Genomic DNA, 15,124 nt, shown 5'->3' on the forward strand with positions numbered 1-15,124 from the left:
GTGGAGATCCACGCGGGTTTGGATGAGCAGGCCCGGCCTGGTTACACGATCGACACCCTGTTGGAAGACGGTCGTCTGGCCGGTGTCCCGTTCTCCATCGCGGGCGGGATCAAGATCGACACTATCGGCGCGGTCCGCGACGCGGGCGCGACCGTCGCTGTGGCGGGGGGCGCGATCTACAACGCCGCCGACCCGGGTGCCGCGGCGAAGGAACTCAAAAAACGCGCCACCGCCTGACCGGCCGCGTCGGGAGACTTGACGAGACAAAGGAGTCCGCGTGAAAGGCAAAGAGTCAGCTGCACGATCCGATCGGGCACCAGCCGCGCACAATACTTACTGTGCCTTGCTGATGCAGGCCGCGGGCGTGCTGCGGCTGCGCTACGTGCAGTGCAGCCAGGACACCGGCCTGTCCCCGACCGCGGCGACCGAGCTGGCCGCCGTCTTCGAGGGAATCGCCAAGGGGCATCCCGACTTCGACCAGATCGATCCCAAGGAGGCGATCGCCTTGGCGCACCGCCTGATCGACGACGACCACCCTGAGCTGTCAGGAATGTGGCCCAGAACCCAGTGAAGCGGTTCTCCCCGCCCGGTCCCGCGCGCTCGCCACGGCGTGGTTCGAGTCGGCCAGTCCGCCGCTTCGCCCTGGCGTCGGTGATCAGGCTCGGCGGAGAAAGCGGGTGGTGCAACCACGTCTCTCGCTCCGGCTGGTCCGCCGCTTCGACCCGAAGCCGGCGATCCAACTCGGCAGGGAAGGCCGTGGTGCCACCACGTCTCCCCATCAACCCGATCGCCACCGGGCCTGCCGCTTCAGGCCGTTGCCGGCCACCGGGTTCGACGGAGAAGGCCGGTAACGCAACCAGGCCCCGCTCCATCTGGCGGGCCGCTTCGAACCGAAGCCGGCGGCCCAGGTCGGCGCGAGAAGCGGGTGGCGCCACCGCGTCCCGCACTCCAGCTGGACCGCCACTTCAACCCGCGCCGGTGACCGAACTCGGCACGAAAAGCAGGTAGCGCAACCACGTCTCCCACTCCAGCCGATCGAGGACCACCGCCCAGCCTGACCGCACTCGAGGATCATTCGCAGCTCAACGAGGAGTACACGATGTCCACTGATGTTGCCACCGAAGTCGAAGCCCCTGTCCAAACCGCACCCGTGGGCGACCCCGGCATGATCGGGCTGCCCACCTTCATCGTCGGCACGATCGCGCTCGGCCTGGTTCTGACCGGGTACGTCCCGGCCAGTGCCGTCGGCGCCTCGATCGCCATCATCCTGCCCGCGACGGGCCTTGGCCAGTTCGTCGCCGCGGTGTGGGCGCTGTCGCTGGGCCAGAACGCCGTCGCCTCGGTGTTCGGCATCTTCGCCGGGTTCTGGTGGAGCTACTCGGCGCTGGTGCTCGGCCTGACCCACAACTGGTTCGGCATCACCTCGGACGCGGCCATCGCCACGCAGGGCATCTTCCTGATCGCCTGGCTGATCACGATCGTCCTGCTGACCCTCGGCACGCTGCGACTGCCTGCCATGTTCACCGTGCTGTTCGTGCTGATCGACCTCGCCGTGGCCCTCGTGCTCTACGGCACGGTGGGCGACGCCCCGGGCGCCTCCACCGCCGGCGGTTACGTCTGCTTCGTCTTCGCCGCGGTCGGCGTCTACCTGTACCTCGGCGCGATGTCCGCCGCGACGGGCGGCAAGGGACTGCCGCTGGGCCGCCCGGTGCTGACCTGAGTGACCCCGGGCGGGCGTGACTCTTCGCCGCCCACCCGCGGTGGTCTGCGGACCACCCCGAGCAGACCCCGCCTGGACACGGCCCCGGGCGGGGTCTGCTCCGTGCGCGGGGTCCCCGCGTCCCTGCTGTGGCTGCCGAACAAAGCCCGGATAGCAAGAAGCCCGCCGTCTCCGGCGGGCTTCTTGGTACTGCTGTCTCAACCAGACGTGCGCCCGAAGGGATTCGAACCCCTGACCTTCTGATCCGTAGTCAGATGCTCTATCCAGCTGAGCTACGGGCGCTTGTTCAGTTGTTAACCTAGCACCTGCCGAAACAGGCACCAGCGGAGGCTCCGGGATTTGAACCCGGGAGGGGGGGTTACCCCCAACCGCATTAGCAGTGCGGCGCCATAGACCAGACTAGGCGAAGCCTCCTGGGCCTTGTCGACCACTGCCCAGATAGCTTACACACCCCCCATTACCCCGCGAAGGCACCCCCCGAAAGTGAAGATCAGCGTTGCAGCAGGCGCCGTAACCAGGGGGAACGGCCGCCGAGGCCCTCGGCTTCGAAGGTGGCCACGCCGACGCGCGGGAGTTCGCGCACGCCGGGGTACACGAGGTACCGCGGGACCCACCGTGGCTGGAACTTGGCGTTGAAGCGGTACAGGCTCTCGATCTGGATCCAGCGCGAGAAGAAGTGCAGGACTTTCGCCGAGATACGTGCCACAGGACCCGCTCCGATGCGTTGTCCCTGTTCCATCAAGGAGCGGAACGCGGCGAAGTTCAGCGAGACGTGGTCGATGTCGTGCTCGTGCGAATAAACCAGCAGCTCCGAGATCATCAGCTCGTTCACGCCGTTGTCGGCCGAACGGTCCCGCCGCATCACGTCGAGCGACAGGCCCCGCGCGCCCCAGGGCACGAACTGCAGGACGCCGCGTACGCGTCCGCCCTGTTCGGCCGTCACGATCACCGCGCCGGGGTCGCCCATGCGGCCCAGCGCCATCGAGAAGCCGCGTTCCGTCTCGGTGCCCCGCCACGCAGCGGCCAACAGCACCAGCTCGTCCAGCTCGCCCGGCCGCAGATCCTCCGCCCGCCGCACCAGCACCTTGTACCCCGCCCGGCGAGTCCGCGAAGCCGCCTGGCGGACGCCACGCATGATGCGGCCCTCCAGCGTGAAGCCGGCCGTGTCGACGATGGCCTCGTCGCCGATCTCCAGCACCTCCAGCCCGAAGCGCGCCCACACCGTCGCCCCGAGCTCCGACGCGCCCATCGCCGCCGGCACCCACGCGTTGCGCTTGCAGATCTCCAGGTACTCCTCGATCGCGCCCGGCCAGGCCTCGTGGTCGCCCAGCGGGTCGGCCGAGGTCAGCGCGACGCCGGCGATCACGCGGTACGTCACGGCTGCCTTGCCCGTTTTCGAGAACACCGCGAACTTGTCGCGCCGCAGCGCGAAGTAGCCCAGCGAGTCGCGGTCGCCGTGCTCGGCCAGCAGGGCCTGCAGGCGCGCCAGCTCGTCGTCCGACAGCCGCGGCGCGGGCTCCGCCGAGCGCAGCAGGAAGTACGCGGACACGAGCACCGCCGCGATGCTGAACAGCAGCCCGATCGCCGCCGACAGGTCCCCCAGCCACAGACCGCGGAACACGGCGGGACCGCTCACGCCCACCAGCGCCAGCCCGGACTGTGAAAGCCGGCCGGGGAAGCTCAACGGCTCGAGCATCCGCCCGGACGCCACCGAAAGCAGCACCACGTTGATCACGAACCCCGCCAGCACCAGCTGCAGGAACACCCGCACCGCGCGCCAACGGCCCGTCGTCGGGTCCGGCTCCGCGACGAAGTAGCGGCGGTTCACGATCAGCCCGATCAGCAGCACCACCGACACCACGCCCGCGCCGAACACGTGTCGCAGCCCCAGGTGTGACAAGGTCAACAACACCGCGAAGCCGACCGCGAGCTGCCACGCCCGGCGCTTCCGCCGCCGCAGCCCGGCCGCGAGCATGATCAGCAGCACGCCCGTGACCACGGCCACGGTCGCCGCCGCGACGGTCGCCCCCTGTGGCAACTCCAGCCACTCGGCCAGGTGGCCACGCAGGTTACGGCCGGAGGGAACCACCACGGAAAGTAGCGTCAGCAGGCCGGCGAGCCTGGTCACCCAGGTGATCGCCTTGACGGTCGTCACGCCCGCCACCTGCCAGCTGTGCTGCGCGCGTGTGCCAGTCACCACGCGTGCAACACGTACGGCCCAGCCATGCTTCCCCCTGCTTCGTCACCGCCCGGCGAGCTCCCCCGCGAGCTCCGTGAACGGGGCCAACGCGGCCGGGTTGGCCAGCGCGTCCCTGCTCACAGCCCTCTCCGGCGCGACTCCGGAGAGTATCTTCTTCACCGGTACCTCACACTTCTTACCGTTCAAGGTACGGGGGATTTCACCGACCACCACGAACCGGTCGGGAACATGTCGTGGTGACAGAGCGCTACGAAGCTCCTTCCGCAGCTTCGGCTCGAGCTCCTCCAGCCGCGTACCCGGCGCCAGCACGAGGAAACACAGCAGCTGCCCGTCGTCGTTTCCGGCCGCGGAGGTGTCCACGACGAGGGAGTCGGCGACCTCTTCGAAGCCCTCCACCACGCGGTAGAACTCGGCCGTGCCCATGCGCACGCCGCCGCGGTTGAGCGTGGAGTCGCTGCGGCCGTAGATCACCGCGGAGCCGCGCCGGGTCACACGGATCCAGTCGCCGTGGCGCCAGACGCCGGGGTACATGTCGAAGTACGCCTCGTGCAGCCGCGTGCCGTCGGGGTCGTTCCAGAAGAACACCGGCATCGACGGCATGGGCTCCGTGATCACCAGCTCGCCGACCTGGTCGACCAGCGGGTTGCCGGCCTCGTCGTACGACGCGACAGCCGCGCCCAGCGCCCGGCACGACAGCTCGCCCAGCCACACCGGTACGTCCGGCGACGCCGCCACGAACGCCGCGCACAGGTCCGTGCCGCCGGAGACCGAGCAGATCTGCACCGACTTCCCGATCTTGTCGGCGATCCACCGGAAGCCCTCGACCGACAGCGGCGCACCCGTGGAACCCAAGGCGCGCAACGCACTCAGGTCGTAACGCGCCGACGGTTCCAGCCCCGCCTTGAGGCAGCTCTGGATGAACGGCGCCGACGTGCCGAAGTACGTGATGCGGTGCTGCTCGGCCAGGTGCCACAGCACGTTGAGGTCCGGATGGCCGGGGCTGCCGTCGTAAAGGACGATCGTCGAACCGACCAGCAGGCCCGAGATGAGGAAGTTCCACATCATCCAGCCGGTGGTGGTGAACCAGAAGAACCGCTCGCCCGGCCCGAGATCCGCTTGCAGGGAAAGGGCTTTGAGGTGCTCGACGACAATCCCGCCGTGCCCCTGCACGATCCCCTTCGGCAGGCCCGTCGTGCCGGACGAGTACAGCACCCACAGCGGGTGCCCGAACTCCACCGGCTCGTACGCCAGCTGTGTGCCGGCGTGTTCGGCGAGCATCGCGTTCCAGTCGCAAGTGCCGTCAACGGTCCCCTCGCCCACGTACTTCACCAACACGGTCGCGCTCAGCGACGGGATCTCCGCGCGCAACCGCTCGACCGTGGGAGTGACGTCGAACTGGCGGCCGTTGTAGGCGTAGCCGTTCACCGCGATGAGCACCTTCGGCTCGATCTGCGTGAAACGGTCGGAAATCGCGCGCACACCGAAGTCCGGTGAGCACGACGACCAGATCGCCCCCAGCGACGCCGCCGCCAGGAACGCGACGAGCGTCTGCGGGCAGTTCGGCGCCAGCGCCACCACCCGGTCGCCCTTCGCGACGCCCAACGCCTTCAGCGCTCCGCGTGCCGCGGCGACCTGCGCGCGAAGGTCGCCGTACGTGAGCTGCTCGGCGAAACCGTCTTCGCGATGGAAGATCACGGCGAGCTCGTCGTCGCCCTTCGCCGCGCCCGCGACGCCCGGGCTGAGCGCGTGTTCCGCGTAGTTCAGCGTGCCGCCGTCGAACCACTTCGCGTTCGGCATCGCGCCCGAGAGGACCTCTCGCGGCTTCTCGTGCCAGCGCACACCAGAGAACTCGGCGACGGCCGCCCAGAATTCGGGCACGTGCTCCACGGAGTAGCGCCAGAGCGAGTCGTAGTCGTCGACCTCCACGCCGCGTTCTTCCCGCAGCCACCTGCGGAACGCTTCGATGCGAGTGTCGGACACGCGGCTCGGGTCGGGTCGCCAGAGCACTTCGGGAACATCGGCAGTCTGGGTCACCCGCCGATGTTAACTGCGGCTAACCACCCCGGCCACCGTCTTGTCTCCGGCTTGTCTCTGGCTTGTCTCCGGCTTACCGCAGGTGCGCGTCGAACCAGTCCAACGTGCGCTGCCAGGCTTCCTCGGCCGCGCTGGGGTCGGCGTCGAAGCGGTGGTTGGCGCCCGCGTAGCGCACGACGTTCGTGGCCACCTTCGCCGACGCCGCCGCTTCGCGCAGCTGCTCCACCTCGGCGCCGCCGGCTTCGTCACCGGCGTCGCCGTACATGCCGAGCCACGGGCTGGTCACGTGGCCCGCGATGTCGAGCAGCCGCGGCAGCTCCGTCACGCGCTGGCCGCCCACGCTTACCGCCGCGCCGAGCCGGCGGTGCGACGCGACCACGAGCGCCGCCGTGCCACCCAGGTCGAACCCGACGACGCCGCGCAGATCGGCCTCCACACCGTGCTCGACCAGCCATTCGAGTGTGATGTCCGTCGCGTCGAGCAGGTCCTGCTGCGTGAGCTTCTCGCCGCCGGCGATGTGGGGCGTGACGGTGAGCCAGCCTTCGTTCGCCAGGCTCGCGACGAGCAGCACCACACCGTCGGTGACCCCGTCACCTTCATGCAGGACAACGAGGCCGCCGCGGATGGCACCGTCGGGCTCCGCGAAGGTGAGGCGCAGGGCGCGACCGTCGGTACGCTGGTAATCCACGGTGCTCGTCGACGTCATCACCTCATGCAATCACCTCCAGGTGAACATTGGGAACTTTGTGGATCCGACGTCGCGAGATACGGTGGCCAGGCCGTCCCGTTTGACCCGAGGAGTACCGACGATGCCGTCCCTCGCACCGCGCCCCGACCTCGATTCGTTGCCGAAGTACGTCCCCGGCCGGACGATCCAAGGCGCGATCAAGCTCGCGAGCAACGAGGTGCCAGGCGGCCCGCTGCCCAGCGTGCGCGCCGCCATCACCGACGCGATGGCCGACGTCAACCGCTACCCCGACAGCGGTTCCCACGCCCTGCGCGAACGCCTCGCTCGTGAGTTGAACGTTCCCCTCGACCACCTCGCCGTCGGCTGCGGCTCGGTTTCCCTGTGCCAGCAGCTCATCCAGGCCGTCTGCGGTCCCGGCGACGAGGTGATGTTCGCTTGGCGCTCGTTCGAGGCGTACCCGATCGTCACGCAGGTCGCGCACGCGACTTCGGTGAAGGTCGCCTTGACGCCCGAGCACGGGTTGGACCTCGACGCCATGCTCGCGGCCATCACCGACCGCACGAAGCTCATCTTCGTCTGCAACCCCAACAACCCCACCGGCACCGTGCTGACGCATGACGAAATCGCGCGGTTCCTCGACGCCGTCCCGTCCCACGTGCTCGTGGTGCTGGATGAGGCGTACACAGAATTCGTCACCGATGCGGACGTCCCCGACGGCGTGGAATTCGCGCGTACTCGGGACAACGTTGCGGTGCTGCGGACTTTCTCCAAGGCTTACGGGCTGGCCGGCCTGCGGGTGGGTTACGCCGTGGCTTGCGCTTCAATCGCGGAGGCGCTTCGGCAGGTGTACGTGGCCTTCTCGGTGAACACCATCGCCCAGGTCGCCGCCATGGCTTCGCTGGATGCCGCCGACGAGCTGATGGAACGCTGCGCCGAAATCATCTCCGAACGCGACCGCGTGCGTACGGCGCTGGTTTCCATGGGCTACGAGATTCCGGTTACCCAGGCCAATTTCGTGTGGTTCCCACTGGGCGAGCGCACGGTCGAATTCTCTGAACACATGCTGGACCGCAAGCTGATCGTGCGCCCCTTCCCGGGCGACGGCGCGCGCGTGACCATCGGGACGCCAGAGGAGAACGACCTGTTCCTGGCGGCCGCCCAGGAGTTCCTGGCGTGACAGGGCGGCATGGGTCGGCGGGACGGCCTCCGTTCCGCTGATCCTGCCGCGTCGCATTGGGACAGGTCATTCCAGGCCTTCTGCAGACCGTGCGGTGGCCCTCGGCACCAACGGGTCGCGGGTGAGTCAGCGTTTCACCGCAGCCATCGGGCCCGCACAACGTTGGCAGCACTCACTTCAGGACCAGTTCCACCACAGCCGCAACACCGATCACCACGATCACGGCCCTCAACACCGTCGGCGACAACTTGCGACCGACCTTCGCCCCGATCTGCCCCCCGATCGTCGACCCGACGGCCAGCAGCCCGATCACCGGCCAGCTCACCGGGGCGACGACGGCGTAGATGAGGCCGGCGATGACATTGACGACGGCCGCGAGGACGTTCTTGACTCCGTTGAGCCGTTGCAGTGGCTCCGACAGCAGCATCCCCATCACGGCCATCATCATCACGCCCTGCGCGGCGGTGAAATAGCCGCCGTAAATGCCGATGAGGAACAGCAACCCGAGAAGCAGCGGCCCGGGTTTGTGCTCGGTCCCGTTGGCGTCACGGCGCTTCTGCACCCACTTCGACACCCTCGGTTGCACGATCACCAGCACCACCGCCAGCCCCACGAGCACCGGCACGATCGTCTCGAAGGCGTCCTTGGGCAACGTCAGCAGCAGAATCGTCCCCCCGATCGCGCCGAAGAACGACGCCACCGAGAACCTCAGCACCTGCGGCCAGTACCCCTCCAGCTCGGCGCGGTAGCCGTACGCCCCACTGATCGTGCCGGGCGCGAGCCCCACGGCGTTGGACGTCGTCGCGGTGATCGGCGGGTATCCCAACGCCACGAGCACCGGAAACGTCACCAACGTCCCCGACCCGACCACCGCGTTGATCGTCCCCGCCCAAACCCCGGCGACGAAGATGATCACCGCATGCCACCACGTCATAACGCACCCACCCCGGCACCCTAAGCACCCTCGCCCACCCCCGCGACGCGATGTGTCAGGAGGAACAGTGCCGGTTGGCCCCTAGTAGGTGACGCTCTGTCCCCTTTGTCTCGGTAACCTGGAGTAACCGGCCGCCTCCGGCCGGCTCATCCGAGGGGGATGGCAGTGCGTATCTTTTGGCGGCTTGTCGCTTTGTGTGGGGTTGTGGTGGTTGTCGCCACGACCTCCGGCTGCTCTGGGCATGCACGGGCCGGCGCACCGACGACCCCGCCTCCGTCGCTCACTACCAGGCCTCTGCCCCACAGCGGCGCTCCGAAGGTGGAACACCCTCTGCCGGCATCGGTTCTGTCCGGCGACCCTTGCCAGGAGGGGCTGACCTCGGACCAGCTGGAATTGATCCTGGGCACCACGCCCATCGGCAAACGCGACGACTCGGCTCTGGGCCCAGCGTGTAATTGGAGCGCCAACGCCCTGGCATCGGTGAGCTATGCAACCAAACAACAGCATGGACTCAGCGCCGTCTACGCAGGAACAAAGCCCCAGGCCAAAGTGTGGCGAGAACTCTTACCCATCCAAGGCCTCCCAGCGGTAGCCCACTCCACGTACAGCCTCGACACTCCGAACGACTTCTGCCAGGTGAGCGTCGGCATCAGCGACGAGCTGGAGTTCGACGCCTCGCTGGTGCTGAGCTCGTCCAGAGTCGGCAGAGCCGACCCCTGCGACCTGGCGGCCCGGGTGGCCGACATGGTCGTCACCAACCTCCGCCACAAGGCCGGCGTGTGATGAATAACCTCCACCCGATCGGCGACAGCTCTCTAGCGCCTTTCGCCCGACTTCGGCAAAATGCCCACCCGAGGGTGATCAGTCCATTACCGTTGCCGCAGGGGACGGTCCGCCACGGGACTGAAGCGTCATGAGGGGGAACGCAGTGGCTCTACCTGCGCCGGAGTCGAACTGGCTCACTGGCATGAACTTCACCATCACCGGCGACCAACCGGCCGGCGGTGGTGCGTCCGGCGGAGCGGCCGTGCCCAGCCCCGGTGGTGGCGGCGGCTTCAGCCTGAGTCGTGACGAGGCGCAGAGCATGCTGACGGTGGCCAAACGCGTCCGCGACAACCTCCGGCACATGAACACCCAAGCCGAGGCACTGCGAAAGATCCGGCCTCCGACGGACGATCCGGGTAGCACCAGCTACAACACACTCCTCGTCGGCGATGGCCGCGGCGGGGGCGCGTTCGGTGAAGGCGCCGATCAGGTCGGTCGCGAGCTCAAGTACGCCGGGCAGTTGGTAAGCAAGCTCGAACTGGCACTGGGTATCACCGTCGCGGCTGACGAGAATGCTGGCGCCGACGTGAAGGCCGCGGCCGGCGACCAGGATAAGGGGTTCGCGTGACAACCAAGCGACTGCTACTGCTTCTATCCGGCACAGCAGCCACCGTTGCTGCCGTCGCAGGATGCTCGAGTGGGAACGCCGCCGCCCCGGCAAGCATCCCGGCCTCGGCACCATCTGCGGCCAGTTTGCCGCACGACGGCGCTCCGAAGGTGGAGCACCCGTTGCCCACTTCGGTGCTCTCGGGTGACCCGTGCCAGGATGCGTTGACCTCGGACCAGCTCAAGCAAATCCTGGGCTCAGCGCCGCAGGGAAAGCGCGACGACAACGCCGCTCTCGGACAGGCGTGCAACTGGGACGCCGATGCCGGCGTCGGAGTCGGCTACGACACGCAGACGCATGAAGGTCTCAGCGGCGTGTACGCGAACACGAAACCGCAGGCCAGCGTATGGCACGAACTCAAGCCCATCCAAGGCTTCCCCGCAGCCGCGCATTCTTCGGAAAAGCAAGGCGCTCCGCAGGAGTTTTGCCAGGTGAGTGTCGGTATCCGAGATGACCTTTCCTTCGACGCCTCGCTCTACCTGAGTCAAGCCAAGATCGGAGTCGCCGACCCCTGCGAGCTCGCCGCGAGGGTGGCCGACATGGTCGTCACCAACCTGCGCCAGAAAGCTGGTGGCTGATGAGCTTCTTCAGCAAGATCGGTGACGCCGCGAAGTGGGCGGGCGACCGCATCAACGACGCCGAGCAGTGGGTCGACGACGTCGGGCACGGGAACGTCGGCCAGCAGGCCGTGCCGGCACCCGAGTTGGTGCAGAAGGTGCTCAACAGCAAGGGCGCCGGCGGTTGGCACGAGGGGGCTGGGCAAGCCACGCAACTCGCGGCGGATCACCACACCATCAGTGCCGACATCCAGAACCTCAGCACCGGCCTCGAGTCCGTCTGGACCGGCGGCGGGGCCGAGGCCGCGCAGCAGCGAATCAAGGTCTTCTCAGACACGACGGCCGCGGCGTCCCAGACGTATACGACCAACGGGCAGAACCTCACCGGTCTCGCGCACGGGTTCGACGAGATGAAAGCCGCCCTGCAGCCGATGCCGGGAACCCCGCCGCACAAGGACTTCATCGATGTGGCGACGCCGTGGGACACGGATACCGAAGACAAGATCAACCAGTACAACCAGCTCGCCCAGCAGAACCTCGACCGGTACAACGGCTACGCCCAGCAGGCGCAGAACAGCGGTCAGAGCCTCAAGACCGACTACGGCAAGCTGAACGAGTTCGACGGCACCGTCACGATCACCCAGCCCGGCAAGGTCAAGCGCGAGAAGCTGACCCGCACGACCAAGAACACGACCGGTGACGACAAGACGTCCACCTCGCAGTCCGAGGTCGACACCCGGCACATCACGACGCCTCCGCCGACGACACCTCCGCCGACCACGCCGCCGCCCAACATTCCGCCGCCGACGGTGTTGCCGCCGCCGACCGGACGGCCCGTGGTGCCGCCGGAGCAGAGGCCGCCGCGGGACGAGGATCGGCCGGGTAGGCGGCCCGGTGACGATGACGACACGCACACGTCCAGTGATCTCGACGATCCGCGGGTCACGCCGCCAGGGCAGAGGTTCCCCATCGGCAGTGGGAATCCGTCGTGGTCGGCGACGGGTGGAGGGGACGGCTTCGGGCCTGGCGGCTTCGGCGTAGGCGTAGGCGCCGGTGCAGGTGGGTCGGGGGCGTTCGGCGGACGCGGCGGGGCAGGGACCGGAACCGGGTCGCGGCTCGGTGGTGGCGCCGGCACAGGGGCGTTCGGCGAAGAAGGCGGCCGTGGTGGTGCGCTGGCCGGCCGAGGCGCGGCAGCCGGTGCGGCCGGCGCCAAGGGCACGCCCGGAATGGGCGGCATGGGCGCGGCCGGCAACAAGGGCAAGGGCGAGGAAGACGCCGAGCACCAGCGCAAGTACGGCATCGACGACGACTCCGCCTTCTCGCTCCTCGACGACGAAGACGGCAGGCTCCTCGATCCCCACACCGGCCTTCCGCCGACGCCCCCGACCATCGGAGCCTGAGCAGACCGATGACGATCATCGACAGGCCGGTGCGGTTGCCCCGGCCGGTGTTCCTGGTTGCCTGGACCGTCGCCGAGCTCGGTGAGCCGCCGATTGTCGTGGGGCCCGACCAGACGTACCGCACCGACGAAGCCGAGGCGACGCTGCGCCGACGTGCGCTGGACGCGTTGTACGACCTGGGGCTGGCCACGTCGGCCGGTGAGCTCGCCCGGCCGTGGCGCGCGACGCTGGACGTGCTCGCCAACCCTGCGCGCGAGATGTACTCGTGGAGCAACTTCCGCGACGGCGCGGACGACGGCGCGATCCTCGTGGCCGAGTCGGGCCGTGACGCGGTGCGCCTGATCACCGACCACCGCGTGGTGCAGCTCGACCCGATCCCGGCGCGCGAGGCCGCGGAGCACCTGGTGGACGCGCTGCCCACGCGCCCGCCGGCGCGGCTGGCGCCGATGAGCGTGCCGAAGGCCCATTTCGAGGACGCGGGGCGCGATTACGAGTCCGACAATCCACTGACCGAGATGTCCCACGAAGCCGACGAGCTCCGCCGCCTCATGCGCGCCGGTCGCGATGCCGCGCACCAGCTGTATGTCGCGACGCGCGACGACGCGGGCCGGCGGACGCGCAGCACCCCGATGTCCGTCCTCGACCTCACCGACCGCGGCCGCGTGCTGACGTTCATCGGCAACACCCACGGCGAGGCCCGCATCAACGTCCACCCCGGACACCGTGCGCACCTGATCGAAGCGCTGCACCTGGCGTCGAACGCGCTCGTTTAACGCTTGGCCAGGCCTTCCGCGGTGGCTGTCAGCAGCCGCGTGAGACGGGGCTCGAAGTCGAGCGCTGTGTGGGACCAGCGGGGTTCCTGGCGGTAGAGCTCGGCGAGGGTGGCCGTCGGGTGGGAGAGCTGCCAGAAGTACGACGTGGTGCCGAGCAGCGTGGCGATGACGTCGTGGACCTGGTGTGCCGTAAGGGTTCCCGCGTTGACGAGGGTCTCGACGATCACGTCGTAGGCCCTGAAGGACCTCGTCTTGTATTGGCGCGCCCGCTCGACGGAGACGTCGCCTTCGAGGCTTAGCGACACGTGCGTGAGTAGGTCGCAGAAGAGCGGGAGCGTGACGATCGTCGTGCTCAGCGCCTCGGCGAGCTCGCCCGGCGGCAGGCCGCGGGCGCCGGCGAGGCGGGCGGTGAGGACGTCGCGCCATTCCTCCCAGCCGCGTTCGGCGAGCTCGAGGAACAGCTCCTCGCGGCTGGCGAAGTACCGCCGCACGGCCGACGCGTGCAGCCCCGCCGCCTCGGTGACGGCCGCGAGCGTCACGTGCCGCACCCCGCCCAGCTCGACGGCCAGCCGGCGGGCCGCGGCGAGGAGGTCCTCGGCGCGCTGCAGCTTGGCTTCCTCGGAACGCGCCCGGCGATGCACACCACACTTTAACGCAAGCCGGCTGCGTTACCCCGCCTCGGAGTGCTACCGTCGAAGTAACGCAATCAACTTGCGTTATATCGGACGACCGCCCGTGACCCGCGTTCGCTCGATGACCTGCGGGAACGCTTCGGGTCGCAGGTGCACGTCGAGGCGTTGGACGTGACCGATCCTGCCGCTGCGGAGGCCGCTGTCGCGGGTGGCGTTCGGGCTTTCGGGCGCCTCGACGTCGTCGTGAACAACGCCGGCCAGGGGGATCGAGCCGCCCTTGAGGACACGTCGCTGGAGGCCTTCCGGCGCCAGGTCGAGACCAATTTCCTGGGCACGGTCTATGTCACGAAGGCCGCGGTTCCGGTGCTTCGCCGGCAGGGCGGCGGACGGATCATCCAGATTTCCTCGGTGGGCGGCCGGATCGGGAGCCCGGGGATGACGGCGTACCAGTCGGCGAAGTGGGCTGTCGGCGGGTTCAGCGAGGCGCTTGCTGCGGAGGTCGCGCCGCTTGGCATCAAGGTCACCGTGCTCGAGCCGGGTGGCGTGCGCACCGACTGGGCCGGCTCGTCGATGGCGACGCCGCCGATCAGCGCGCCCTAGGAGCCGACGGTCGGCGCTTCCGCCCGCGCCATGGCTGGGTTCGAGAAGACCGCGAACAGCGACCCGGCGCTCGTCGCCGACCTGGTGCTTCGCGTCGCGGAGCTTCCGGACCCACCACTGCGGTTGCTGGCCGGCAGCGACGCGTACGAATACGGCCGCGAAGTCTGGCGCAACCGCTTGGCTGTGGACGAGAAATGGGCGGAACTGAGCCGTTCGACGGATCACCCGGACGCCGGTGCGAATTGGCAACAGCAACTGGGAAACAGCCTGCCCGAGGTCAAGAGCTGACACGGCCGGACGCCGCATCAACCCGACCGGTTGAGGGAGTGCGCGAACCCCATCCACCAGTAGGCCGTGAGCGGCACGTTGAGCACAGCAACACTCACCATGCCCCACACCCTCCAGCCGGCGAGACCGCCGAAAAGAGCCAGCACCAGCCAGGCGAAACTCATCAGCGTGTAAAGGATCGCGAAAGAAAGCGCGACCTTTGGCGGCATCCTCCCCTGGCCGAACCAACCTTTCATCGGCTTCATGGACACTCCATGATCAAAACCAGCGGCGTGAAACCTCCTGCTCCTGAAGAACTACCCGCCTGGCCGAAACATCAACCAGCTGCCTCAATCCCGTGGTTCGAACACACAAAACTCATTCCCCTCCGGATCCGCCATCACCCATCAATCGATATCTACGCCCTTGTTCCTCACCAGCACCGCCCCCAACGAAACCAGCTCCCCCACGTCACCGAACACGTCGAGGTGCATCCGGTTCTTCACCGTCTTCGCCTCAGACACCGGATTCACCCAGATCAACGGCCCCACCCCGGCGGCGTCGACGATCGGCACCGGATCGTCGGCTGAGCGGGCCTCGCCGCGCCAAACGTAGCCCAGCGCGACGCACCACCAGTCGGCCAGCTTCTGGTGGTCCTGGGCGTCGAGGGCCAAGTCCTTGAACTTCGCAGTCACGCTCTCAGAGTGGCA

16 protein-coding genes, 2 tRNA genes and 2 pseudogenes are annotated in these 15,124 nt (G+C 68.3%); 11 read left to right on the forward strand and 9 right to left on the reverse strand.

Annotated features, from left to right (window positions below; genetic code table 11):
- From AB0383_RS00005 to AB0383_RS00015, 3 genes and pseudogenes are all read left to right on the forward strand, one after another.
- Window positions 1-237: pseudogene (locus AB0383_RS00005) on the forward strand (3-hexulose-6-phosphate synthase); the annotation flags it as partial.
- 40 nt (window positions 238-277) lie between these two features.
- Window positions 278-571, forward strand: coding sequence for a hypothetical protein (locus AB0383_RS00010; protein ID WP_364173523.1), 294 nt, complete (start codon window positions 278-280; stop codon window positions 569-571).
- 528 nt (window positions 572-1,099) lie between these two features.
- Window positions 1,100-1,720, forward strand: a complete 621-nt coding sequence (locus AB0383_RS00015; RefSeq protein WP_366184087.1) for a GPR1/FUN34/YaaH family transporter — start codon at window positions 1,100-1,102, stop codon at window positions 1,718-1,720.
- A 208-nt stretch (window positions 1,721-1,928) separates the two neighbouring features.
- Here AB0383_RS00015 and AB0383_RS00020 read toward each other — a convergent pair.
- The 5 genes from AB0383_RS00020 to AB0383_RS00040 form a co-directional block, all read right to left on the reverse strand.
- Window positions 1,929-2,002: transfer RNA gene (locus tag AB0383_RS00020), tRNA-Arg, on the reverse strand.
- A gap of 42 nt (window positions 2,003-2,044) precedes the next feature.
- Window positions 2,045-2,134, reverse strand: a tRNA-Ser gene (locus AB0383_RS00025).
- Window positions 2,135-2,210: 76 nt separating this feature from the next.
- The gene (locus tag AB0383_RS00030; protein ID WP_366184089.1) at window positions 2,211-3,920 is read right to left on the reverse strand and encodes a phosphatidylglycerol lysyltransferase domain-containing protein; all 1,710 of its coding nucleotides are present in this window, start codon (window positions 3,918-3,920) and stop codon (window positions 2,211-2,213) included.
- A gap of 42 nt (window positions 3,921-3,962) precedes the next feature.
- Window positions 3,963-5,954, reverse strand: coding sequence for an acetoacetate--CoA ligase (locus AB0383_RS00035; protein ID WP_366184091.1), 1,992 nt, complete (start codon window positions 5,952-5,954; stop codon window positions 3,963-3,965).
- A gap of 73 nt (window positions 5,955-6,027) precedes the next feature.
- Entirely contained in the window at window positions 6,028-6,660 is a 633-nt protein-coding gene (locus AB0383_RS00040; RefSeq protein ID WP_366184093.1) for a dienelactone hydrolase family protein, read from the reverse strand.
- A gap of 103 nt (window positions 6,661-6,763) precedes the next feature.
- On the opposite strand from AB0383_RS00040, the gene hisC reads away from it, so the two are divergent.
- Window positions 6,764-7,819: a histidinol-phosphate transaminase gene (gene hisC / locus AB0383_RS00045; protein WP_366184856.1), complete on the forward strand. Its 1,056-nt coding sequence runs from the start codon at window positions 6,764-6,766 to the stop codon at window positions 7,817-7,819.
- A 172-nt stretch (window positions 7,820-7,991) separates the two neighbouring features.
- Here the strand turns inward: hisC and AB0383_RS00050 are convergent, their stop codons facing one another.
- Complete coding sequence (locus AB0383_RS00050) at window positions 7,992-8,753, reverse strand: sulfite exporter TauE/SafE family protein (RefSeq protein WP_366184095.1); 762 nt, start codon at window positions 8,751-8,753, stop codon at window positions 7,992-7,994.
- A 159-nt stretch (window positions 8,754-8,912) separates the two neighbouring features.
- Here AB0383_RS00050 and AB0383_RS00055 point away from each other — a divergent pair, with 159 nt between their 5' ends.
- The 5 genes from AB0383_RS00055 to AB0383_RS00075 all read left to right on the forward strand — a co-directional run bounded on the left by AB0383_RS00055 (window position 8,913) and on the right by AB0383_RS00075 (window position 12,915).
- On the forward strand, window positions 8,913-9,536 hold the full coding sequence (locus tag AB0383_RS00055; RefSeq protein ID WP_364173540.1) for a DUF3558 domain-containing protein: 624 nt from the start codon (window positions 8,913-8,915) through the stop codon (window positions 9,534-9,536).
- 184 nt (window positions 9,537-9,720) lie between these two features.
- The gene (locus tag AB0383_RS00060; protein ID WP_366184097.1) at window positions 9,721-10,146 is read left to right on the forward strand and encodes a hypothetical protein; all 426 of its coding nucleotides are present in this window, start codon (window positions 9,721-9,723) and stop codon (window positions 10,144-10,146) included.
- Entirely contained in the window at window positions 10,143-10,763 is a 621-nt protein-coding gene (locus AB0383_RS00065) for a DUF3558 domain-containing protein (RefSeq protein ID WP_364173545.1), read from the forward strand. Before AB0383_RS00060 ends, AB0383_RS00065 begins: the two co-directional genes overlap by 4 nt.
- Window positions 10,763-12,142 carry a hypothetical protein gene (locus AB0383_RS00070; RefSeq protein WP_366184100.1) on the forward strand — a complete coding sequence of 460 codons (1,380 nt, stop codon included), beginning with the start codon at window positions 10,763-10,765 and terminating at the stop codon, window positions 12,140-12,142. The genes AB0383_RS00065 and AB0383_RS00070 overlap by 1 nt, the downstream gene beginning before the upstream one ends.
- A gap of 8 nt (window positions 12,143-12,150) precedes the next feature.
- The gene (locus tag AB0383_RS00075; protein WP_366184102.1) at window positions 12,151-12,915 is read left to right on the forward strand and encodes an ESX secretion-associated protein EspG; all 765 of its coding nucleotides are present in this window, start codon (window positions 12,151-12,153) and stop codon (window positions 12,913-12,915) included.
- Here AB0383_RS00075 and AB0383_RS00080 read toward each other — a convergent pair.
- On the reverse strand, window positions 12,912-13,556 hold the full coding sequence (locus AB0383_RS00080) for a TetR family transcriptional regulator (protein WP_366184104.1): 645 nt from the start codon (window positions 13,554-13,556) through the stop codon (window positions 12,912-12,914). The genes AB0383_RS00075 and AB0383_RS00080 overlap by 4 nt on opposite strands.
- A 96-nt stretch (window positions 13,557-13,652) precedes the next feature.
- Here AB0383_RS00080 and AB0383_RS00085 point away from each other — a divergent pair.
- Window positions 13,653-14,147, forward strand: a pseudogene (locus AB0383_RS00085) (SDR family NAD(P)-dependent oxidoreductase); the annotation flags it as partial.
- A 30-nt stretch (window positions 14,148-14,177) separates the two neighbouring features.
- Window positions 14,178-14,435 carry a hypothetical protein gene (locus AB0383_RS00090; RefSeq protein WP_366184106.1) on the forward strand — a complete coding sequence of 86 codons (258 nt, stop codon included), beginning with the start codon at window positions 14,178-14,180 and terminating at the stop codon, window positions 14,433-14,435.
- 17 nt (window positions 14,436-14,452) lie between these two features.
- Here AB0383_RS00090 and AB0383_RS00095 read toward each other — a convergent pair whose 3' ends face one another.
- Both AB0383_RS00095 and AB0383_RS00100 read right to left on the reverse strand, forming a co-directional pair.
- Complete coding sequence (locus AB0383_RS00095; RefSeq protein WP_366184108.1) at window positions 14,453-14,680, reverse strand: hypothetical protein; 228 nt, start codon at window positions 14,678-14,680, stop codon at window positions 14,453-14,455.
- 141 nt (window positions 14,681-14,821) lie between these two features.
- Window positions 14,822-15,088, reverse strand: coding sequence for a VOC family protein (locus AB0383_RS00100; RefSeq protein ID WP_366184110.1), 267 nt, complete (start codon window positions 15,086-15,088; stop codon window positions 14,822-14,824).
- Window positions 15,089-15,124: the final 36 nt, after the last annotated feature.

Source organism: Amycolatopsis sp. NPDC051373, assembly GCF_040689465.1.
In the GTDB taxonomy this organism is placed as follows: domain Bacteria; phylum Actinomycetota; class Actinomycetes; order Mycobacteriales; family Pseudonocardiaceae; genus Amycolatopsis.